21 protein-coding genes are annotated in these 20,372 nt (G+C 55.6%); all 21 read left to right on the top strand.

Features of this window, described 5'->3' with window-relative positions:
• Nucleotides 1-23: 23 nt before the first annotated feature.
• Nucleotides 24-1,055, top strand: coding sequence for a TRAP transporter substrate-binding protein (locus ACYQ3S_RS12725; RefSeq protein ID WP_459689591.1), 1,032 nt, complete (start codon nt 24-26; stop codon nt 1,053-1,055).
• Between the two features lie 128 nt (nt 1,056-1,183).
• Complete coding sequence (locus ACYQ3S_RS12720; protein ID WP_459689590.1) at nt 1,184-3,130, top strand: oxidoreductase; 1,947 nt, start codon at nt 1,184-1,186, stop codon at nt 3,128-3,130.
• Between the two features lie 18 nt (nt 3,131-3,148).
• Nucleotides 3,149-4,012, top strand: coding sequence for an arginase family protein (locus ACYQ3S_RS12715; protein ID WP_459689588.1), 864 nt, complete (start codon nt 3,149-3,151; stop codon nt 4,010-4,012).
• Between the two features lie 442 nt (nt 4,013-4,454).
• Nucleotides 4,455-5,390 (top strand): MFS transporter, encoded by a 936-nt coding sequence (locus ACYQ3S_RS12710; protein WP_459689652.1) that lies wholly within the window; start codon nt 4,455-4,457, stop codon nt 5,388-5,390.
• A gap of 13 nt (nt 5,391-5,403) precedes the next feature.
• Entirely contained in the window at nt 5,404-5,547 is a 144-nt protein-coding gene (locus ACYQ3S_RS12705; RefSeq protein WP_459689586.1) for a hypothetical protein, read from the top strand.
• Nucleotides 5,544-5,843 carry a carbon-nitrogen hydrolase family protein gene (locus tag ACYQ3S_RS12700; RefSeq protein WP_459689584.1) on the top strand — a complete coding sequence of 100 codons (300 nt, stop codon included), beginning with the start codon at nt 5,544-5,546 and terminating at the stop codon, nt 5,841-5,843. Before ACYQ3S_RS12705 ends, ACYQ3S_RS12700 begins: the two co-directional genes overlap by 4 nt.
• A gap of 25 nt (nt 5,844-5,868) precedes the next feature.
• A complete protein-coding gene (locus ACYQ3S_RS12695; protein ID WP_459689583.1) occupies nt 5,869-6,423 on the top strand; it encodes a hypothetical protein in 555 nt (184 codons plus the stop codon).
• A gap of 428 nt (nt 6,424-6,851) precedes the next feature.
• The gene (locus tag ACYQ3S_RS12690) at nt 6,852-8,270 is read left to right on the top strand and encodes a Mov34/MPN/PAD-1 family protein (RefSeq protein ID WP_459689581.1); all 1,419 of its coding nucleotides are present in this window, start codon (nt 6,852-6,854) and stop codon (nt 8,268-8,270) included.
• Nucleotides 8,271-8,996, top strand: coding sequence for a ThiF family adenylyltransferase (locus ACYQ3S_RS12685; RefSeq protein WP_459689579.1), 726 nt, complete (start codon nt 8,271-8,273; stop codon nt 8,994-8,996).
• Entirely contained in the window at nt 8,993-10,354 is a 1,362-nt protein-coding gene (locus ACYQ3S_RS12680; RefSeq protein WP_459689578.1) for a DUF6094 domain-containing protein, read from the top strand. The genes ACYQ3S_RS12685 and ACYQ3S_RS12680 overlap by 4 nt, the downstream gene beginning before the upstream one ends.
• A 13-nt stretch (nt 10,355-10,367) precedes the next feature.
• Nucleotides 10,368-10,649 (top strand): hypothetical protein, encoded by a 282-nt coding sequence (locus tag ACYQ3S_RS12675; protein ID WP_459689577.1) that lies wholly within the window; start codon nt 10,368-10,370, stop codon nt 10,647-10,649.
• An 18-nt stretch (nt 10,650-10,667) separates the two neighbouring features.
• The gene (locus ACYQ3S_RS12670; protein ID WP_459689576.1) at nt 10,668-10,964 is read left to right on the top strand and encodes a hypothetical protein; all 297 of its coding nucleotides are present in this window, start codon (nt 10,668-10,670) and stop codon (nt 10,962-10,964) included.
• A gap of 13 nt (nt 10,965-10,977) precedes the next feature.
• Entirely contained in the window at nt 10,978-11,559 is a 582-nt protein-coding gene (locus ACYQ3S_RS12665) for a hypothetical protein (protein ID WP_459689575.1), read from the top strand.
• Nucleotides 11,559-12,224, top strand: a complete 666-nt coding sequence (locus ACYQ3S_RS12660) for a hypothetical protein (protein ID WP_459689573.1) — start codon at nt 11,559-11,561, stop codon at nt 12,222-12,224. Before ACYQ3S_RS12665 ends, ACYQ3S_RS12660 begins: the two co-directional genes overlap by 1 nt.
• A 3-nt stretch (nt 12,225-12,227) precedes the next feature.
• Nucleotides 12,228-13,010 carry a Rad52/Rad22 family DNA repair protein gene (locus ACYQ3S_RS12655; protein WP_459689572.1) on the top strand — a complete coding sequence of 261 codons (783 nt, stop codon included), beginning with the start codon at nt 12,228-12,230 and terminating at the stop codon, nt 13,008-13,010.
• Complete coding sequence (locus ACYQ3S_RS12650; protein ID WP_459689653.1) at nt 12,979-13,203, top strand: hypothetical protein; 225 nt, start codon at nt 12,979-12,981, stop codon at nt 13,201-13,203. The genes ACYQ3S_RS12655 and ACYQ3S_RS12650 overlap by 32 nt, the downstream gene beginning before the upstream one ends.
• Complete coding sequence (locus ACYQ3S_RS12645) at nt 13,203-14,990, top strand: AAA family ATPase (RefSeq protein WP_459689571.1); 1,788 nt, start codon at nt 13,203-13,205, stop codon at nt 14,988-14,990. Before ACYQ3S_RS12650 ends, ACYQ3S_RS12645 begins: the two co-directional genes overlap by 1 nt.
• A gap of 4 nt (nt 14,991-14,994) precedes the next feature.
• Nucleotides 14,995-16,020 carry a DUF3854 domain-containing protein gene (locus ACYQ3S_RS12640; RefSeq protein ID WP_459689569.1) on the top strand — a complete coding sequence of 342 codons (1,026 nt, stop codon included), beginning with the start codon at nt 14,995-14,997 and terminating at the stop codon, nt 16,018-16,020.
• Nucleotides 16,021-16,034: 14 nt separating this feature from the next.
• Entirely contained in the window at nt 16,035-17,003 is a 969-nt protein-coding gene (locus ACYQ3S_RS12635; protein WP_459689568.1) for a DUF6744 family protein, read from the top strand.
• A 306-nt stretch (nt 17,004-17,309) separates the two neighbouring features.
• Complete coding sequence (locus tag ACYQ3S_RS12630; protein ID WP_459689566.1) at nt 17,310-19,121, top strand: S-layer homology domain-containing protein; 1,812 nt, start codon at nt 17,310-17,312, stop codon at nt 19,119-19,121.
• Between the two features lie 278 nt (nt 19,122-19,399).
• Nucleotides 19,400-20,245: a tyrosine-type recombinase/integrase gene (locus ACYQ3S_RS12625; protein ID WP_459689564.1), complete on the top strand. Its 846-nt coding sequence runs from the start codon at nt 19,400-19,402 to the stop codon at nt 20,243-20,245.
• Nucleotides 20,246-20,372 lie beyond the last annotated feature (127 nt).

Raw genomic sequence — 20,372 nt, 5'->3', positions numbered from 1 at the left:
TATGAAAATGAAGGAGAATTACTATGAAAAGAATGCTAAAAAAGGTTTCTGTTCTGCTCTGCTTATCGCTCATTATTTCAGTTTTCACGGCATGTGACGGTGGAAATAGTCCCTCTGCCGAAGTTGGCGACAATGGCTTTGAAAAGATCACCATCCGCTATGGCAACCCCTACAACGAAGAAACCTCACAGGGTCAGGCGCTCAACTATTTCAAGGAGCTGGTAGAGGAAGGCAGCGGTGGTAATATCACCGTTGACATCTTCCACGGCGGCACACTCGGCAGCGAGCAGAACCATATTCAGGCCCAGAAAGACGGTTCGATCGAAATGTTGTTTTCTGGCACTGCCGGCATCGGCTTATATGTTCCCGAACTCGCCGTACTGGAATCCTTCTTTGCCTTCGACTCCAACGATGAACTTAACGCAACGCTCGATTCTGTCTGGACGGATATTGACCAGGCGATGCAGGATGAAGGCTTCAAGCTGCTCGGCGTTTTTAACGACGCATCGACCCGTCAAATCCTGTCTTCCACGCCGATCAATTCTTTCGAAGATGCTTCCGGCCTCAAGATGCGCACCCCTAGCTCCCCAATTTACATAGAATGCATAACCGCCTTAGGTATGCAATCTGTGACCATGCCTCTCGGCGATGTCTACACGTCACTTCAAACTAACGCCATTGCTGCCATGGAAGGCACGATCGACATCGTACGCAACCAAAAATTTTTCGAACAAGCTAAGTATTACATTGAAACCGAGCATGTTTTCCCCGCTCTGTATGTCACCTACAATTTGGATGCCTGGAACAATCTGTCCGAAAATACGCAGGTACTGATTGCCGATGCCGTTGAGCAGAGTGTTTCCTACCAGAACGAGCTTTCAGAAAAGAACCTAAATGAATCCATCGAATTTCTCAAGGAAGCTGGTATCGAATTCATACAAATTGAGGATCGGGATGTATGGCGAGAGGCTGTCAAAGATACCGCAAAAAAATACGCTAGCGAGCAAGGCCCGCTCGGCGAAACCATTTTTGCAAACATTCCTAAACTCCAGTGATCATTGTAATATTATTTGTCAAGTTGAGGTCTGCTCTTTTCCGCAGACCTCGGCTTTATTCCTACTTTTATGTCCACCACACTCATTATTATTCTCGTTCTCGTAACATCGATTGAAAGGAGCCACTTATGAACTGTTATCCGAATCTGTTTCAAGAGGGAAAAATCGGTAGACTTACGTTGAAAAACCGTCTGGTCATGCCTGCGCTGGAAGTGCTGGCCGGCGGATTCAATGGCGAAATTTCCGACGATCTGATTGCTTTTTATGAAAAGCGCGCCAAGGCAGGTGTTGGCCTGATCATCACTGCTTATGCCAGCGTCGACGACGAATACTGCCAATCCTTTGAGGGCGCACAGCTTAAGTTGACACACCCCAAGCATACCTCCGCCATGTCGCGTCTTGCCCGTACGATCCATAAATACGAAACGAAAATCATGGTGCAGATCTACATGGCTGGTCGCCAGGCAGTACCCTCCTCGATCACTGGCAAACGCATGATCGCACCCAGCCCCATCGGTTACTCGCTGCACGACCAGATCCCCGAGGAAATGACCCGCGATGAGATCAAAAAAGCAGTGCAAAAATTCGGTAAAGCGGCTAAGATCTTGCAGGACGCTATGATCGACGGCGTAGAGATCCTCGCTGCCGGCGGCTACATGATCAACCAGTTCCTCAGCCCTTATTCCAACCAGCGAACGGATGATTATGGCGGTTCGTTTGAAAATCGGATGCGTTTCCTGCTTGAAGTGATTGCCGAGGTGCGCCGGGTCTGCGGCCCGCACTTCCCGATCAGTGTTCGCTTTAGCGCGGACGAATTCACAGAGGGCGGCTATGGTCTCGACGAGGGTGTGCGTATCGCTATGGCCTGTGAAGCGGCAGGCGTAGACTGCCTGAATGTCAACAACGGCAATCAGGAATGCCGCTACACCATTATCGAACCAACTACATTCAAGACCGGCTGGAAATCCTATATTACAAAAGCAATCAAAGAGGCTGTAAGTATCCCTGTCATCTCGACTAATGTTATCAAAAAGCCTGAGCAGGCCGAACAGTTTCTTGCAGATGGCATCATGGACTTTGCTGCTGTCGGCCGCGGCATGTTTGCGGATGGTGACTGGGCGCGCAAGGCTTACGAAGGCCGCGCAGAAGACATCAAACCTTGTATTGGTTGTTTGTACTGTCTCGATCAGACGGCATTTTTCCGCAGCAGCACCTGCGCAGTCAACGGTACCTCGGCGCGTGAGCGCGAGTTCCCGCCTCTGCATACCGATCTGGCAGGTAAAACAGTCGTCATCGTGGGCGCAGGCCCCTCTGGGATGGAGGCTGCACTGGTCTGCAAGCAGCGTGGCGCAAATATAATCGTGTTTGAGAAGTCCAACTGCATTGGCGGTGCTGCTCTTCTTGGTACGCGCACGCCGGATAAAGAGGCCCTGCATGCACTGATCGAATACTACGAAGTACAGGCCAAAAAAGCCGAGCTGGACATCCGTTTCGGCACAGAAGCCACGCCCGAATTGATCCAGTCATACGACCCATACGCGATTTTTGTCGGCGTAGGCGCCACCCCCATCATCCCCGCGGTTGAAGGTATCAAAGACACCCCTTACCTGACCATACCACAAGCACTTTCCCCCGATTACCGAATTAGCGGCCAGCGCGTAGTCGTCATTGGCGGCGGCATGACCGGTTGCGAAACAGCGGAACACTTCGCTATGATGGGCAATCAGGTAACTTTGGTCGAAATGCAGCACAAGCTTGCCCCCGAAGTCAGCCCGGACAATCTGGTGACCGTGCTTCAGCACCTGCAGGAGAGAAATGCACAGATCTTGCTGTCGCACAAGTTGATTCGGCTGCAACCTAACATGGTCACGGTTTGCGACATTGCCCATGAGCAAAACAAGGATCTTCCGGCCGATGTAGTCATCCTGTCACTTGGCAACCGCTCCGACCGCACTCTGTATGACAAACTCAAGCAGGTTTGTAAGAAAGTATATGCAATCGGAGATACTTTGCAGGTCGGTCGCATTGCCAATGCGGTGCATACCGGCTTTGAACGTGCCTATACATTAGAGTAATTTTAGGGAGGACACACAATGAAAAGGACCTTACGCTTGACATTCCCTGAATGGCAAGGCGGGATTGAACCGTCCTACTATGCCGGGTGTAAAATATTGGATTGGCTGGCTCCCAAAACCGACCGCATGATTTGCGCACAGGTGCCGGTCAGCACAACTTTCTCAAAAGATATACCGGTCACCGAGGGGGTGAGCTGGAAAAATGAATTAATGGAGCAGCAAAAGCGCGCATACGAAATCTGCGCGCAGCACGATCCAGATCGAATCATCGTGCTAGGCGGCGACTGCTCGGTCGAGCAAGCCCCTTTCGATTATCTACACGGTAAGTACCCAGAACACACGGCTATCGTCTGGATCGATGCACACCCGGATTTTTCCCGACCCAAAGATTTTTCACACGAACACGCAATGGTGCTGGGCAATCTGATCGGTGACGGTGCGCCTGATTTCGCTGCAATGGTTGCGCATCCATTCGACAAAAAGGATATCATATATGCTGGCATCATAGCCGATCATCTGGAGCCTTGGGAGAAAGCGTATCAAAAATCCTACCAAATGAACTTTCTCACCCCAGAGCAACTGTGCGACAACAGTTCTGCACTGATCGACTGGCTGCGCGCTGGCGACTATCAGCAAGTGCTGATCCACTGGGATCTGGATGTACTCTCCCCGGATGATTTTCGCTCCCTTCTCTGTGCTGAGCCATATCTGCCGCCTCCGACCTATGCTGTCGGTAGGATGCGCCTGGAGCAGATTATCCGCATTATTAAAGATATCTCTCAAGTAGTAGATGTCGTTGCACTTGGCATTACAGAGTTCCTTCCGTGGGATATGATGCGCTTGCAACAAGGCCTCCGCGAACTAAGTATTTTTCGAGATTGATTGTATGCAGTAGCACAATCCTCTCTCGCTCTGCCGGAAAACACCCTCGCGAAGTCAGCAATCTGGTGATGTTCTCCGGCCGAGCCTTTTTCCACAAAACAAATAACACATTAATCCCCATCCTCTTTGCAAAGATGGGAGTGTTTTTGATATGAACTCCGCATCAGCTACCGCTGGGTCATTTTTGCCGTCTGTTTTCTGACCTTAATCGTTGGCTATGCCAACATGGGCATCTGGTCCATGGTTATCCCCTCAGTCTGCTCAAATTTCAATATTTCCTCAACGCAGGCTCAACTCGGAAATTACTTCCTGCTGGCCGGTTATGCAATCGGCAGCTATGTGTTAGCTGGCTTTGCCTCCCCACGCTTCGGGCTGAAAAAACTGGGTCGCTTGGTCTGATCCTGTTTCTAATCGGCACGTTTGGCATGCAGTTTGCTGGTTCATTCGTCGTCGTTTTATTCCTTCGCTTTTACAGAGAGGGAGCATCATCTGGGGCATCAATGTCGGTATGACTGCCGCGTGGTTCCCCCAGAAGAACCGCGGCCTGACATCCGGCTTAGTGGGCGCCGGCCTGACGCTCGGCACTGGTTTCGGCGGCTATTATGCCAATCTGTTGTGGGACTGGTATGGTCAATGGCGCGACTGTATCGTGCGGGGCGGCATCCTATGGTTAATTTTTATCGTGCTGTATCTGGTTTTTGCCAAAGATGCTCCGCGCGGTCTGTATCCGGAAGATACAGCTGCGGAGCAAGTCTTCTATGAAACGCCGCGCGTCAATGTGTGGACACTACCGGGCGCATGGCTGTGTACCATGGCATTGTTCTGTGTATGCTGGATGGCCTGTGGCTTCCAGACCACACTTCCGTCTTATATGACCGAACTCGGTTATACGACCGACCAGTCCGGAGCTGCTTTGCTATGGAACGGTCTCATCGGCCTTATTATGACACCTGTCGGCGGCGCACTGTCCGACACTTTCATCCGCCGCGGTGTTTCCCCTCTCAAAGCCCGTGCCTACTGCATGGCTTTTGTTGGCTTCCTGTTCACTGCGGTTTCGCTGTTTATCTTCCCTTTCGTTGCCGGGATCAGCTTCAGCTTAGTCATGGTCATTTCCTTGTTGCATGGTTTGGGCGCCCCGGTTTCCAACGCCTCGATCGGCGCATTACCCCTCGACCTGTTGGGCGACCCTGTGCTGGCTGATAAAATGTTTGGTATGACCTGCCTGCTCGGTCTGAGCGGCGGTATCATAGCCCCCCTTATCGTGACCGCCGCAGTCGAAGCTTACGGCTGGACTGCCGGCATATTCATCACTGCACTGGGAGCGGTCGCCGGTGTGATCATTGGCATAATCATGCCCAAGTTCAAACGTGATCGCTGAAAGGAGCAAGCACATGAAACATATCATCAAAATATCGGTCGTCAATTTCCACACTTCGTACGGCAACAAAGAGGTCAATCTGCAAAAGATCAAGGACTACATTGAGATCGCTTCCTGCGAGGGCGTTGATCTGCTCGTTTTCCCGAACTTGCTTTGACCGGATACGACGATCTGACCAACATTGCAAAACCGGAAAAGGTGCAGGTCGCTCAGGCGGAAACAATTCCCGGCCCTTCGACCGAGGAGCCTTCCGCGTATGCGGTGCGGCACAACATGTTCATCATCTTTGGTATGCCCGAGCGCGATCCTGTGCAGTCCGACTTAATTTATAACGCCGCCGCCATTCTCTCGCCGGACGGCTCAATCCGATCTTATCGCAAAATGCACTGTTTTGGTGACGAAAACAACTGGGCTACTCACGGTACGAAACCCGGTCTGATAGACACTCCGTAGGGGCCATTCGGTATCTCCATCTGCTATGACACCTTTAAATTATCCTGAGCTTATTCGTTATGTGCGCGCCATGGGTGCTCGCTTACATATCAGCTGTACTGCAAACTCAGCGCTTGCCAATCCGCTTGATGCCGAAACAGGCCGCCCGCTGATCTGCACAGAACTTGAGGGGCTCGTACTGCAAAACTGGTGTTATATCGCGACCGCCTGCCTATGTGGCACCGACCATCACGATTATTTCATTGGTGGCAGCAGCATCCTTGGTCCTTCTGCTGCGGGTACAGGCGTATATTACTATGCTGGCCATCCCTACTTTGCGCCGAAAGGACAGGCCATGCTGATGCACACAGCCGCGATCGACCTAAGTTATGCCGATGACGGTGTGCTGCCCATCTTCAAACCCAATCCCAACACCGGTACCCCCGACCTGCTCCCCTCTATCTACGCTGAAATGTTCAATTCGGTCGCTAAAACCAGGCGTTGGCGCAGCATGAATCCCCCTCAAAATAATGTAGCTTGGAAAATCTACGATAATAAGCATATTTATGTAACTGTAAGTCACGATACTTCAAAACGGTGATAAGTTGAGCATGATATCGTTCAGCCTATCACCGTTTGTATTTTCATTTATTATCTGGTTAGCACATGCTGTAATAGCAGTTGCCGATAGTCTTGCATGAAATGATATTCAGGAATGAAGATTTTCGCTGCACATCTTTTAAAATATACATACAGACCCATGCTTCCACCGCAGCGACCGATTGGAGCGTCCCGTCCACATATTGAAAAAAGTTCAACTGTTCAAGGTGGAGAAGTAGTATTACTATTAACATGTATTCAGGTCAAAGTCATGTGTCGTCCAAGTAACCCGCCCGGGAGGCTGTCTGCCTATCCGGACCGTAACCAGAACTTCGGAACCTGAACAAGCACATGGATCATACAGATATCCCTTTACGGATGCTGTATGGTCTTTTTTTGCGTCAAAACAAAGAATGGAGGGAAAAGACAATGAGTGAACAGCAAAACAACGGGAATGAAATGAATCTGGGAATGGGCAGCAGCTTGGAGGAGCTTTTCGGTTCAGCGCTTCCGCCGGTAGACCTTGGGGACCAGATACCCGTATCAGCGCAGACAATGCAGCCCCAGCCGACACCGGTCGGAAGCCAGCCTGCCGCAGCCTCGGAAGTCCAACAGATGCAGCCGCAGCAGTCACCACAGGCAGATGCAGTGCAGCCGTCACAGCAAATGGCAGAGCAGGTACAGCAGCCCGCCATCCCGCAGGCTGCGCCCGCACCAGCGCCGCAGCCGGCACTGCAAGCGCCCACGGCACAGCCCGAGCAACCAGCGACAGATCAGCAACAGGCGCCCGCCCCGCAGCCCGCGGCCGGTCAGGTCATAGACCTGTTCGGCGCGGTCGCAGAGGACGGCGCGGAGGCGCGTCTTTCGCGGCTGGCCAACACCGCCCCTGTATTCGAGTACGGCTCAATCCGGGAGGATATCACAGACCCCGCCATGACCTTTGAGCAGCTCCGCGTCAAAATGTCCGCGGACTGCCCGGAACTCGAAGCGCGCGCCCATGTGTCCTGGACCATGAGCTACGCCGGTATCACGGAGCGGGTATCCAGCGCGGAAACAGGCATTTTCGAGACCAAGGCCAAAATTGAGAAAAGCAAGAAATTCAAGGACGCCCTGAAGAAGCTGAAGGAAAAGGACAGAGACCCTGTATGCACCGTCAAGCCCACAGTCACGGCCCAGAAAAAGGGCGTGCTGCGCTTCCCCGGCTACAAGGGGCTGTTCTGCAGCACAGCGCAGGCGGCGCGGTCGGGCAAGGCGATCGCCTATGTCCCCGCGCGGGACGGAAAGGTGTACGAGCTGCGCCGCAACGAGATCGGTACGTTCGTCGCGCCGTCCCAACATATCGCAGAGCTGGAGGATATCCGGGCAGGCTTTCAAATGAGCCTGCCCCGCCTCCCGGCGGCGCTGCTCGCGCAGATCATTGCCTTTTTCCGTCGCGTGTGCGTGGACTACGGCCGCGATCTGGAGGCGCTGGTCAATGTGCTGTGGGACCAGCAGGAACGCAGATACGTCCTGCACGTCCCGCCGCAGCGCATCGATCAGGCCAGCGTGGAGACAGACCTCTCGCAGCAGCCGGACCCGGAACGGTACCTGCACGTCATGGACGTACACTCGCATAACACCATGGCCGCACGGTTCTCCCATACAGACGATGCAGACGAGCAGGCCACGCGCCTGTACATGGTCGTCGGCCGTCTGGACCGGTACTATCCAGAGATCCGCTGCCGCTTTGCGTGCGGCGGCCGTCATGTGGAGATACCGGCGGAGCAGGTCTGCGAGCGGACAGACGTCCCTTTCTCCCCCGAATGGCTGGAAGCCGTTCAGGAAAACGGGCTGAAGGAGGCGGCATAAATGCGCTTCCCTATCTCCTGTCCCATCCATGTCGTCATGCTCGGCTGCGGCGGCACGGGCGGGCATATCGCCCCGCACCTGTACCGCCTGCTGTATGCGGTGTTCCGCCCTTCCACGGTCATCCTCTGTGACGGGGATATCGTCGAAAAGAACAACCTCGTCCGGCAGAACTTCGTCTCCTGCGACCTCGGCCGCAACAAGGCCGAAGTGCTCGCGGAGCGGTATTCGGCCGCGTTCGGCATGGCGTGCCGCTATATGCCGCGCTACATCGAAAGCGAAGACGAGCTTCGGCGGCTACTCCAACCGGAACAGAAAGACGCGCTCGTGATCCTGCTCGGCTGCGTGGACAACAACCGCAGCCGGAGGATGTGCAACGAGGTGTTCTATCAGGCAAAAAACCTGGTCTACATCGACTCCGGCAACGGGCTGGTGAACGGGCAGGTCGTGTGCGGCGTCCGCAAAGGCGGGCGCACGCTGCGCAAACCTGTTGCGGGGTTTTATCCGGACATTCTCGATCCAACGGACAAATTCCCGTCGGAATTGTCCTGCGCAGAGGCTTCCGTCTCCTCGCCGCAGGCCATGACGGCCAACCTCATGGCGGCAACGCTCGTGCTGTGTATGCTGTACAACATCATTGCCGGCGGCGAGCTGGACACCCGCATGACGACCTTCTCCAGCAAGACAGTGAACGTCCGGCCGCTGCTCCCGAAACGGAGGGCGGCATGATGGAGCAGATCCCGTATGCCTGCGGCCGTCTGGGCGAGCTCGCGCAGGATATCCGCTGGCGTGCCGGCCAGCTCCCTGCCCTGCGGGAGGCCGACGGCGCGGCGGACCTGCGGCAGATCGCGCAGCAGATACAGAAGCTGGTATCCGCCCTCAGCGAGTCCGTATTGCTGCTCGAAGAGCTGGACTTACCCAAGGTCTCGGCCTATACGGCGCAGCTCAGCGCGGCGGTATCCGGTTTCCATATCCAGACGCCGGACTATACCAAACTGGTATCGGCCTTTCTGGACTGGCTGGCCTACATCCAGCCGCTGCTGCCGGATGCGGAGACAAAGACCGTGTCCGCCGCCGCGATCGGCCGGCAGATGAACCACGTCCGTCTTGGGTACTATCCCACAGACCCGGCGCATGTCGCGTATATCCGCCGCGCGCTCATATTCCCAGCAGGGAAAACCGTGAACCTGCTGGACCCCTGCTGCGGAGAGGGCAACGCCCTCTCCCAGCTGGGCACAGGGGAAAATGCCGTGACCTATGGCGCGGAGCTGGATGACAGCCGCGCGGAAGCGGCTCAGGAAAAGCTGGATCACGTCGCGATGGGGAGCTACTACTTCTCCCGCATCTCGCGCAGCGCGTACCATCTGCTGTTCCTCAACCCGCCATACCTGCAGGTGTACGGCGGCGCGCGGAGCGAGAAACGCTTCCTCGGCGAGAGCTATGACCACCTGATGATGGGCGGGGTGCTGGTCTACATCATCCCGTACCACCGCCTCACCGAGGACGTGTGCCGCTTCCTTGCCGCCCACTTTGCCCGGCTGATGGCGTACCGCTTCTGCGGGGAGGAGTTCCAGAAGTTCCGCCAGATCGCGGTGCTCGGCGTGCGCAAGCCGCGCGCGGAAGTCCCGCGGGTGGCGCGGCTGTTGGAGCTGGCGTCGCTTTTACCGGATAAGCTGCCCACGTTGGATCAAATCCCACCGGGCAGTTATCCGCTGCCGGAGGCGGAAAAGGCGGTATCCCTGTTCCAAGGCGCGCGGTTCAATGTCCGCGAGCTTCAGGAACAGATGCGCCGCATGGGCAGTATGCTGCCGCAGCGATCTGCGCTGGACGGGCAGGAAAAGCGCCCGCCCCTGCCGCTCACCATCGGCCAGATCGGGCTGGCGGGCGGCTCCGGCCTCATCAACGGGCTGATCGCGTGCGACGCGCCGCATGTCCTCAAGGGCCGCGTCGTAAAGGCGGTCCGCAGGCGCACCGGCGAGCAGTACGACGAGACAGACGGCTCTACCACGACAGAGCTCATCGAGACGACAAGCAATCAGATGGTGTTCAATGTGCTCACGCCCCAAGGCGTGAAGCTGCTGGCATGAAGGAGATGCTATTATGAAACGAAAAGTGACCCATGTCCGCTTCCCATATGGAAAGCTTGTCGCAACGCGGCGTATCACGGAGGAGCTGGACGGTATGACGATCAGCTGCCTGCTCACGCGCCACCTGCACTGTGACTGGGGCGAACTGTGCGAGGAGGACTGGAAGATGAACGACGCCGCTGTGCGGAACGGCGAACGCCTGCTCTCCTCGTATCAGGCAGCCGGACAGAAGGTGTTCATCATCACCGAGTGTGACCGCTCCGTGACCACCATCCTGTTCGCAGACGAATATTGAACGGAAAGAGGGAACACGATGCTGAAATTAGATATGGCCGCCTTTGTAGGCACGTTGGAACAGTTACCGGAGCAGGAAGCCGGCACACTGCTGTTCGGCACAGGCTATCTTACGGAACACGTTGCCCTGCCGTTCCTGTTTGGGGAAGATATCTCCCTGCGGGACATGGACTGGGACGCATTTGACCCGGAAGACGCCCGCGGCATGTACTTCCTATGCGAACAGGCAGACGGCCTTGGCGGTCCGGTCCTCCATCTGTACCAGCCCGCAGTTTATACAAAGCCGGCGCCGCAGCCGCAAATCTTTTATGTCTGAGGGGGTGACGCTCATGTGGAGCTATGAGGACTTGCAGTACGCATTCCTGCAGCTGGAGCTCGCAGCCCGGTACCAGGAGGCCGGCAAGCTGGACAAGTTTATCCGGAACACCGGCAGTCTGCTCGTTGGCGGCGAGGACTTCCTCTATACCCACTGGTATGAGCTGCTCGATGCGCTGGCGGACTTCGTGGATGTCCGCGGAGACGAGGATATGATGACCTGCCGGATGTACTTTTCGGACGCCGTGATACGGGACTATTTCCGCTTTGCGCAAAGGCACGCGGAACAAGCCGGTATCCCGCTCAAGCAGGACGTCTACTATCTGGACGCGCTCTCGTATTTCAATCACACCATGCTGGATTACTGCCCATACAGCTGCTGGTTCCGTCTGGTCACGCAGACGCACCATGAGTATGGGTATGGTTTATCCGTATGGGTGGATGAAGAGCAGTTTACAGACTGGGAGCCCCTGCTGGCAGGCCTGCTGGACGTGATGGCGTATTTTCGCTCCAGCATGGAGCTGTTGGCATCGGACGATAAGACGGGACAGGTCATAAGCTTTTCGCATCCCGCACAGAAAAAGGAGGCGGCATGATGGACGGAACCATCCGCGAAGCCGTGCTGCATCTGGACCCGCTGAAAAGCGTGGTGAAGACCGAACTGATCCGGAAAGACGGCACGCATGAGGTCAGGCATATCCCCGGGGACGCGCTGGCAGACGAGTTCAAAGCGCATATCCGGATGGCCCCTGTGCGGAGCGGCCTGCTCCCGCCGGGCGTCGTCTCGCTCACTGCGTATCCGGACGGCTGGGACGTGACGCTCCAAAACGCCACGGACCGCTGCACGGTCTATTATCATAAGACCGTATACACGGACTTCCCGCTGCCGCGCCTTTTGCTGCGGTGCAGGATGAAAGGCGGAAGGCTGAGCGATTTCCAGATGACGGTCTGCGAGGCGGGCAGCCTTTCTCCGGACACAAAGCTGTACCAATGCCCGTTCCCAAACGTCAACGGTTTTTCGCTCTGCGTGGGGAGCAACCCGTTCACCGGCTATGATACGCTGTGGAAGCTGCGCGGGCTGATGCACCGCGTGCTCTCCCTGCCCTTTGGGGACGACTACTACAAGCCGGACTGCACAAAGCTGAATTTGTCTGCCCGCGACTTGTTCGAGCACCTGCAAGACAAGGAGCCTGCCTACTATTACAGCGACGTGCTGCTCCCGAACGGGAAAACGCTTACGGATTTCATCGGGGGTGTTTGAAGAATGACCGGAGAAGAGCTGCACAAACGCCTCAGCGAGCCGTTCGCGGCCGCGGACGTGGAGTGGCGCGTGACCAAAACGCGAAACTCGAACAGCGAGGGTCTGGCCGTGCCGTTCATAGACAGCCGCGCGATCCAGAACCGGCTGGACAATGTGGTGGGGCCGTTTTTCTGGCGCACGCGGTTCATCCCGTGGCACCAGTACATCCCCAAGCCCGGCAAGTATGAGGACCCGAACGGGGCGCAGAAAGCCCCTGTCTCCTCCCAGCTCTGCGGGCTCTCCATCTATGATGCGGAGCGCAAAGAGTGGGTGGAAAAGGTGGACGGCGCGGAGAACACGGATATCGAGGCCATCAAGGGCGGTATCTCGGACAGCTTCAAGCGCGCGGCTGTATTGTGGAGCATCGGCCGGTACCTGTATGAGATCCCGGCCAAGTGGGCGTCCCTGGACAAGTACAAGCAGATCGCCCGCCCGGCGGAGTTGGATGCGTACTACACGGAGCAGCTGCAAAAGCTGGGGCTGGCCTCTGCGTCCTTGCCCCATGCGGGCAACGCGCCGGCGGATATCTACGCCGTGCGCGGCCTGCAGCCCGCACCCGTGCAGGGCTATCCGGCTGCGGCGTGGGTCGATCTGGTGACGCCGGATAATCGGGCGCTCAAGGTGTTCAGCCTTGGGACAAAGCCCGGTCTGGCAAACGGCGTGCGCATCCGCGGCGCGAAGATCGTGCAGCGCAACGCCGCCGGCGGGACGTACTATGAGTTGCAGGACTACCAGCCTGCGGCGTGAGGGAACGGAGGAAAAGATGATGAAGCAGGATACCTATTATGAATATCTGGACGAGCTGCGGGACAGCGGGCTGATCGACATGTTCGGCGCCGCCAAGTATCTGGAACGCGAATTTCCAGAGCTTGAACACAAGGAAGCCGTTTCCGTCCTGCAGGGCTGGATGGACAGCCATGCGCAAAGGAGCGTGTGCTGATGGCGCAGGTCTCATCTTTGCAGATAGAGCGGCTCACGGTCTGCGGCTTCGGCTGCTTTGCAGACGAGCACAGCTGGACGTTCGGCCGCAGGACGGCCGTCACGGGCCACAACTACCAGGGCAAAAGCACGATCGCGGACGCGATCGCCTATGCGCTCACCGGCGCGCCGTACTTCGGCGGCCGCGATCTGGACCGGCTGCAGAACGGTTCGTCCCCCGGTATGCGCGTGGAGATGCTTGTCCGCACGGAGGACGGCCAGACGCATACCATCCGCCGCGGGCGGCACGAGGGGAAGACCTACGTATCCGTGGACGGCGTCCTGATGACGCAGGAACGCTTCGCGGAGCGGTTCGGCAGCCGCGACCTCATCCTCTCCCTTTTGGCCCCCCTGTACTTTGCAGAGGTGCTTGGCGGGGACGGGCGGAAGCTGATCGAGCAGTACCTGCCCGCCGTGCCGCATGAGGCGGTGCTGGATAAGCTGAGCGAACACATGCGCGGCATTTTGGGTGAAGACCGTCTGGAAATGCCGGAGGTCTATCTCAAAAACCGCCGAAACGAGCTGAAGGAGCTGGAAAAAGACCGTCTCGTACTGGATGGCCAGATGCAGCAGACGGACAGCCAGCGGGCAAAGCTGCAAAAGGAGCTGGACGAAAAGAAAGCCCTGCTCGCCCACACGGCCGCGGCGCTCGCGCCCTTGGCCAGCAAGCAGGAAGCGCAGGACTGCTCCGCGGTGGATGCAGAGATCGCGCAGCTCCGCGCGCAGTATGACGCGGTGCAGGACGGGCAGGCGGAAGACCGCCGCGCCGCCCTGCAGGCAGAGCTAAATGCGGTACGGGAGCGGCAGTATGCTTTCCCCAATGCGGCACAGCTGCGCCAGATTCAAAGTCAGCTGCAGACATTGTACGGCAGGTATCACGACGAAGCCGGACGGTTCCAGTATTTGCAGCAGCAAGGTGTCTGTCCGACCTGTCTGCGCCGTATCGACGCGGCCGGTTTCCCTGAGATACAGGCAGCATTTACAGACCGCCTGCAGAAGATCCAGACGGACGGCACTGCCCTGCGGCAGCAGAGTGAAACGCTTGCCGTGCAGGAAACGCAAAGCCGTCTGCAGTTTGAAGCGCAGAAAGCCGCCGAAACCTCCCGTCTTGCCGCAGCGCTCCAGGCACTGCCCGCAGGCACCGCCGCGCAGCAGCGGGACAGCATCAAGGCGAAGATCAAGGAACTGTCCGCAACCCTTTTATTGGGTGGCTTGACGGGCAAAGATGCGCAGCAATACCAGACCCTGTCCCATGAGCAGGACAAACTGGAGAGCGAAATAGAGCAGATCCAGAAGCTGCTGGACAGCCTGCCCAAGGGGCAGAAGGAGGCTCTGGACAAGCTGGACGATGAAATTCGCGCAGTAAACGACAAGATAGCGGCGGCGAAAGCCTACCAGTCCGAACGGGCGGCGCTGCTGTTCGCACCGGTGCAGATGCACAGGGCCGGCCTCAGGCTGTGCGAGGCGCGCAAGGAGAGCGGCGAGCTGCGGGACGTGTTCAAGCTGACCTGGGATGGCCGCGACTATGTCCGGCTCTCCCTTTCCGAACGCGTCCGCTGCGGGCTGGAGGTCGTGGAGCTGCTGTCCCGTCTGTCCGGCAAAAGCTATCCGCTGTTCGTGGACAACACGGAGAGCCTGTGCGACCTCGGCGCCGCGCAGCATAGCGGGCAGATGATACTGGCCCGCGTCATGCCGCGGCAGACGCTGCAGGTGAAAGCGCTGGACGAGCCGCAGCGGAAGGCCGGGTGACAGGATGGGCTACAAGACCTTTCCCATCCTGCCCACGGCGCGCAAAAGCGGCCTGCCGGTGGAGGACAGCGGGCAGCGGCAGGTGCATATCGACTGCCCGTTCTGCGGGGACCGCAAGCGGCGGCTGTACCTGTACGCGGACACGGACCAGTACCACTGCTTCCACTGCCGGGCGCACGGCAATGCCGTTTCGCTGTACGCAAGGCGCACCGGGCTGTCCTACAAGGACGCCTACCATGAGCTGCTGGAGGACAGCGTGATCCACTTCCCCCGTCCGGCGGCGCAGCGCCCGCCCGAGCGCGGACCGGCACCGCTCGAGCGGCGGGACGCGGTGTACCGCGCCATGCTGGGGCTGCTGCCCCTGTCCGCGGCGCACCGGGACGGCCTGCTCGCCCGCGGCCTGACCGACGCCGCCATCCGGCAGAACGGCTACCGCACACTGGGGAGCGGGAAAGAGCTGCGCGACCACATCGCCGCGCAGCTTTCCGCCCGCTTTGACCTGAACGGCATCCCCGGCTTTTTCTATGCGCAGGGCGCGTGGCGGACGTGCGCGTACAGCGGCCTGCTGGTGCCGGTGCGCGCGGCGGACGGCCGTGTGCAGGGTATCCAGATCCGGCGCGACGATGCGGAACACATGAAGTACGCGTGGATGTCCAGCGCGGGCAAACCGTACGGGACAGGCGCGCGGAGCTGGGTACATGTCGCAGGCGACCGCAGCCGGAAAGAAGCGGTGATCACAGAGGGGCCGATAAAGGGCGATGTGTCCAGCTTCCTGACGGAAGGGACGCTTTTCGTCTGCGTTCCCGGCGTGAATGCGGTCTCGTTCCTGACGGATACGCTGCGCACGCTTGGCGTGTGCAGCGTCTGGGAGGCGTTCGACATGGATAAACGCTGCAACCCACAGGTGCAGGCGGCGGTCTCCCGCCTGCGGCTGGAACTGAAAAAAGCCGGCGTCCCCTGCCGCACGATGGCATGGGACCCGGCCTGCAAGGGCATAGACGATTTTCTGGCGATGAAGCGAAGTGCATAGGGAGGAATTGCATTATGACAACCAATCCGAACAGCTTTATGGTAGTACAGAACAGCACGGACGAGAGCCGGCTGCTGGGCAAGTTCCTGTATTACTCGCTGGCCGATGTGCTGGTGGAGAAAGCGGACTTTGAACGCGTCTGCGCAGCGCTGAACTTCCCGTATGCCGGGCGGCGCATCTCCGAGGTGGACGCGTTCCGGAATGCGACCGGCCGCGTGACGCGGCGCACCGTGGCGGGCAGCGGCGGCGCGCAGGAGATCTTCCGCATCTACTGCCGCGACAACATGCGCGACGGCGGCGTCTATTCGCGCGAGCTCGTGCGCGAGACCGTTGGCCTGCGCACGAACCGGTATGAGAAGCTGGCCAACGTCTGCTATGACAGCAGCGCCGACATGATGTATCACGATATCGTGCAGGGCGACCCGTTATTGGATGTGGATCAGCTCTGCGAGGATATGGAGCGCAAGTTCGGCGTGTTCCGCAACTGCCTGGGCCGCAGCCAGATAGACACGGTGCTGCAGCACTATCTGAAGTCATTGGACGCGCTGCCGATCTCGGTCTATGGCAAGCTGTATTTCATCCCGCGGGACAAGATGCACAAGGTGGATCTGTTCGAGGACCTGATAGGACAGCTGGACCGCGCCAACCGGAACGACAAAGCGCTGGTGGTGAACAGCTTCTTTGTGGCGGACGACGCCAGGCAGCGCGAAAAGATGGCGTCTGAGTTCTACGCGCTCGCGCGGCGAGAAGCGCAGGAGTACCAGGAACGGGCGGCCTATCTGATAGACAGCGGCTGCCAGAGCGCGGCCATCATGGAACGCTGGATCTCCCGCATTGAGGAACTGAAGGCGAAAAAGCAGCGCTATGAAGCGCTGTTCCGGAAGGAGCTGACGGAAACCGACGAAGAATTTGATTCCCTGCAGCTTTACCAGCAGGAATTGCAGATGCGGGCTGAGGGAATACGGGCTTTGAAAGTTGCTTAAAATACACTCATTTATAGCGCATATACCGAAAGGAAAGGCGTGCTTATGCACGCCTTTCCTAAATATATGTGCTATTTGTATTTTTGGTGATTTAGCTAAACCGGCTTTAAAAGGTTGCTTGTAACTGGATAGGCATGCCCGATTATTTTCAACCCAAGCAATCAAGCAGCGTTATAATTCGTATGAATGCATTACTAAGTGTGGATGTACTTAACGATAACGGTTGTGTTTCATACCTAACTTGAAACAACCAAGTAGAAGTGATAAAATAAGCAAAACTGCTATAAGGAAGCGGAGGGGGACACTATGAAAAAATTTATTGTAATTAGTTTAGCTTTTTTACTAACTTTTACATGTACATTTGCCGCACCATCTTCATGGGCAGAAAACGATTGCGATGAAGCCGTTAAACTCGGATTAGTTCCTGATCATTTGCAGAATTCATATCAACAACCTATCACACGCGAAGAATTTTGTGAAATGGCAATCTCTCTGTTAAACGTATGTGGATTAGATCTTTCATCTATAGATACATCGCATTGTCATTATGCTGATACCAACTCTAAATATGTTCTACAGGCAACAGCTTTGGGAATAGTAAAAGGTGTCGGTGGCACCGGAACAACTTCTTTATTCGCCCCAAAGAAATTGATCACACGTCAAGAAGCTGCTACCATGCTATATCGATTAACCCAAACAGCAGTTATTCCAGATGTCGATGCCAGCCTTCTGGCTTCGCACACCTGGTCTGACAGAAACAGCTCACCGGAATATTTGTCTGATGGAGTGGAGAAATCTCATTTTTATTCCTGGGCATTAGACGGCATAGCTTTTTGTTACAATTCAGGCGTCATGGTTGGATTGCCAAACAATAAATTCGGTCCAAACGATTACTATACTATTGAGCAATCTGCAATTACCTTTCTACGCTTATTCCGATGGGCTGAGTCTGATGGCAAAAACAACAAGGCTTCACAAACCATTCTGATCGACACAGATGCGAACACTCAAACATACGGTTATACTACATTATGTGGGGAAGTGTTGGTGCCAAAAATCCTTCCGATCCCTCAAACCTCTACAACGGACTTTGTTTGGGATCCGTCAATTCCACATGGCAAATATATTAAGCTCTCATCTGATATGGGGGTTAAAATTATGAGTATAGACGGCCAATTTGTGAATACTGTTACAGAATTAGAGGATGTAACATTTATTTCGGATAAATGTGCATGGATTTTTTATACCAATGATACGAGTGCAATAATATCACTGCCCTCAGGGAAAGTTCTATATGAAAATGTTTTGTATGTTTCCCCCCTTTCAGATGAACTGTGGTCTATCAACTTCGGTGATGATAAGTCCTCAAAGTGCGGTATCATCAATGATGCTGGCGAAATGATAGTCGATCCTATTTATAAATATTTTAGTAATGTGTATCAAGATTGTTTTGTGGCCATTACTGATATGTTCACCTCTCCTGCCCTGTATGATTCAAACGGTAAATTATTATCCCGCACCAGCGGAATAGAAAGCTTAGAACAGTCTTATTATCTAAATGGATTTGGCCCTTATCTTGTATTGCAGAATACGCTCGGGCAAATATCTATATTCCATTATGATGGTACTGCTGTTTTTGACTGGGGACAACTTGAATCCCCTAACATTGAATTCATGCAGGAAGGTCTAATAAGCGGGCGTTTAAATAACACTACCAGAGGCGAGCGGCATCTATTTGATTTTTCGGGCAACGCGGTATCCAAGCCATTTTTAGACGATAGTGAAGGTGAAGTATTGTATGGCCGCTATATCATGGACATATTAGAAGGCAATAGCTATATCAGTTGCCTTTGTGATAAGGACGGAAACATCTTAAGAAAGAATTTGCAGGGGGTTATAAGCGATGGAGGAAACTGTATTGCTTGGATAAGCTTCGAACCTGACCCTTCTGACAAAAACCATTATATTAAATATGCTATCGTTGCTGACGAGAATGGCCAGGAATTATTTCGGGTATCTAACGCAGAATCTATAAGTTTTCAAGATGGCATAGTTCGTATTTCATATCCAGACAAAGATATCCGCTATTACTCTACAAGCGGAGTCGCACTAAAATAATTAAAAGCCAAGCGCTATCTGCGTAAAGCAGATAGCGCTTGGCTTTTAATTATGCGTCTTCAAAATACAGTTTAAATTAGGGTTGCCTGTTCCAGCAAAGTTGAAAGACCTTCTGGAGCAAATAGACAATACAAAAGATTCAAATGAAAAATAGTACAATCTATATCTTTTATTGAGTCCCGATTCCGCTCCAGTAAAGATAATCGTGTTTTGGCTTTCCGCATAAGGACTTCACATTCAGGTACAATATCTGTATCAATCAGAATGGAGGTCTTAAAATGGCGGAAAGAAAAATCTTGACGGAGCAAATCATGACTTTTGTCAAGTATCTGCGGCAAGCTGAGCGCAGTTCCGGCACCATAGAGAACTACGTTCGCCACATCCGCGCCTTTTCCCGCTGGCTGGACGGCAGGGACGTGACCAAAGCCGCGGCAGCCGCATGGAAAGCGCATCTCGTGTCCGCGGGCTACGCCCCTGCCACCATCAACGCCATGCTGGGCAGTCTGAACCGCTTCCTCGCCCTTGCAGGCTGGCGGGACTGCCAGGTCAAAGCCCTGCGGCTCCAGCGGCGGCTGTTTCGGGACGACAGTCGGGAGCTGACCCGCGCGGAGTACGACCGCCTGCTGAATACCGCCCGCGCCCAGGGACGGGAGCGGCTGGCGCTGCTCATGGAAACCATCTGCGCCACCGGCATCCGCGTGAGCGAGGTGCGCTGCCTCACTGTGGAGGCTGTGCAGAAGGGCAGGGCGGAGATCGCCCTCAAGGGGAAGATCCGCACCATCCTCATCCCCGGCAAGCTGCGGAAAAAGCTGCTCAAATTCGCCCGAAAAAACAAAACCGCCTCCGGCGAGATCTTTCTCACCAGAAACGGAAAAGGGATGTCAAGAAAGCAGATTTGGGCGGAGATGAAAGCCCTGTGCAAAGCGGCGGGGGTGGCTCCCTCCAAGGTGTTCCCCCACAACCTGCGCCACCTCTTTGCGCGGACCTTCTATCAGGTCTGTCGGGACGTGGCCAAGCTGGCCGACGTGCTGGGTCACAGCTCCATCGAAACCACCCGCATCTACCTCATTTCCACCGGCGCGGAGCATGAAAAGCAGTTGGAACGGCTGGGTTTGGTAGGATAGGACAAACTTCACAGATTGTCCCAGACCGGCAGAAAAGCAACCGGCAGAGTACATATTTACGAAGATATTTTAGCATGAAAATCCTGGGAGTGCAAGAGATAAGCTGGTTATGGGCATGGCGAAACAA

The sequence above is a fragment of the Agathobaculum sp. TL06 genome, assembly GCF_054658635.1.
Note: the sequence above shows the minus strand (reverse complement) of the source record. Positions and strands in the feature narration are given on the sequence as shown.

Excerpts from the sequence above, each read along its gene's own strand:
- ACYQ3S_RS12670 (WP_459689576.1), top strand. The coding sequence starts at position 10,668 with ATGCTGAAATTAGATATGGCCGCCTTTGTAGGCACGTTGGAACAGTTA.
- ACYQ3S_RS12720 (WP_459689590.1), top strand. The coding sequence starts at position 1,184 with ATGAACTGTTATCCGAATCTGTTTCAAGAGGGAAAAATCGGTAGACTT.
- ACYQ3S_RS12650 (WP_459689653.1), top strand. The coding sequence starts at position 12,979 with ATGAGTTGCAGGACTACCAGCCTGCGGCGTGAGGGAACGGAGGAAAAG.
- ACYQ3S_RS12625 (WP_459689564.1), top strand. The coding sequence starts at position 19,400 with ATGGCGGAAAGAAAAATCTTGACGGAGCAAATCATGACTTTTGTCAAG.
- ACYQ3S_RS12705 (WP_459689586.1), top strand. The coding sequence starts at position 5,404 with ATGAAACATATCATCAAAATATCGGTCGTCAATTTCCACACTTCGTAC.
- ACYQ3S_RS12690 (WP_459689581.1), top strand. The coding sequence starts at position 6,852 with ATGAGTGAACAGCAAAACAACGGGAATGAAATGAATCTGGGAATGGGC.
- ACYQ3S_RS12680 (WP_459689578.1), top strand. The coding sequence starts at position 8,993 with ATGATGGAGCAGATCCCGTATGCCTGCGGCCGTCTGGGCGAGCTCGCG.
- ACYQ3S_RS12665 (WP_459689575.1), top strand. The coding sequence starts at position 10,978 with ATGTGGAGCTATGAGGACTTGCAGTACGCATTCCTGCAGCTGGAGCTC.
- ACYQ3S_RS12635 (WP_459689568.1), top strand. The coding sequence starts at position 16,035 with ATGACAACCAATCCGAACAGCTTTATGGTAGTACAGAACAGCACGGAC.
- ACYQ3S_RS12675 (WP_459689577.1), top strand. The coding sequence starts at position 10,368 with ATGAAACGAAAAGTGACCCATGTCCGCTTCCCATATGGAAAGCTTGTC.
- ACYQ3S_RS12715 (WP_459689588.1), top strand. The coding sequence starts at position 3,149 with ATGAAAAGGACCTTACGCTTGACATTCCCTGAATGGCAAGGCGGGATT.
- ACYQ3S_RS12660 (WP_459689573.1), top strand. The coding sequence starts at position 11,559 with ATGGACGGAACCATCCGCGAAGCCGTGCTGCATCTGGACCCGCTGAAA.
- ACYQ3S_RS12655 (WP_459689572.1), top strand. The coding sequence starts at position 12,228 with ATGACCGGAGAAGAGCTGCACAAACGCCTCAGCGAGCCGTTCGCGGCC.
- ACYQ3S_RS12640 (WP_459689569.1), top strand. The coding sequence starts at position 14,995 with ATGGGCTACAAGACCTTTCCCATCCTGCCCACGGCGCGCAAAAGCGGC.
- ACYQ3S_RS12695 (WP_459689583.1), top strand. The coding sequence starts at position 5,869 with ATGACACCTTTAAATTATCCTGAGCTTATTCGTTATGTGCGCGCCATG.
- ACYQ3S_RS12725 (WP_459689591.1), top strand. The coding sequence starts at position 24 with ATGAAAAGAATGCTAAAAAAGGTTTCTGTTCTGCTCTGCTTATCGCTC.
- ACYQ3S_RS12645 (WP_459689571.1), top strand. The coding sequence starts at position 13,203 with ATGGCGCAGGTCTCATCTTTGCAGATAGAGCGGCTCACGGTCTGCGGC.
- ACYQ3S_RS12630 (WP_459689566.1), top strand. The coding sequence starts at position 17,310 with ATGAAAAAATTTATTGTAATTAGTTTAGCTTTTTTACTAACTTTTACA.
- ACYQ3S_RS12685 (WP_459689579.1), top strand. The coding sequence starts at position 8,271 with ATGCGCTTCCCTATCTCCTGTCCCATCCATGTCGTCATGCTCGGCTGC.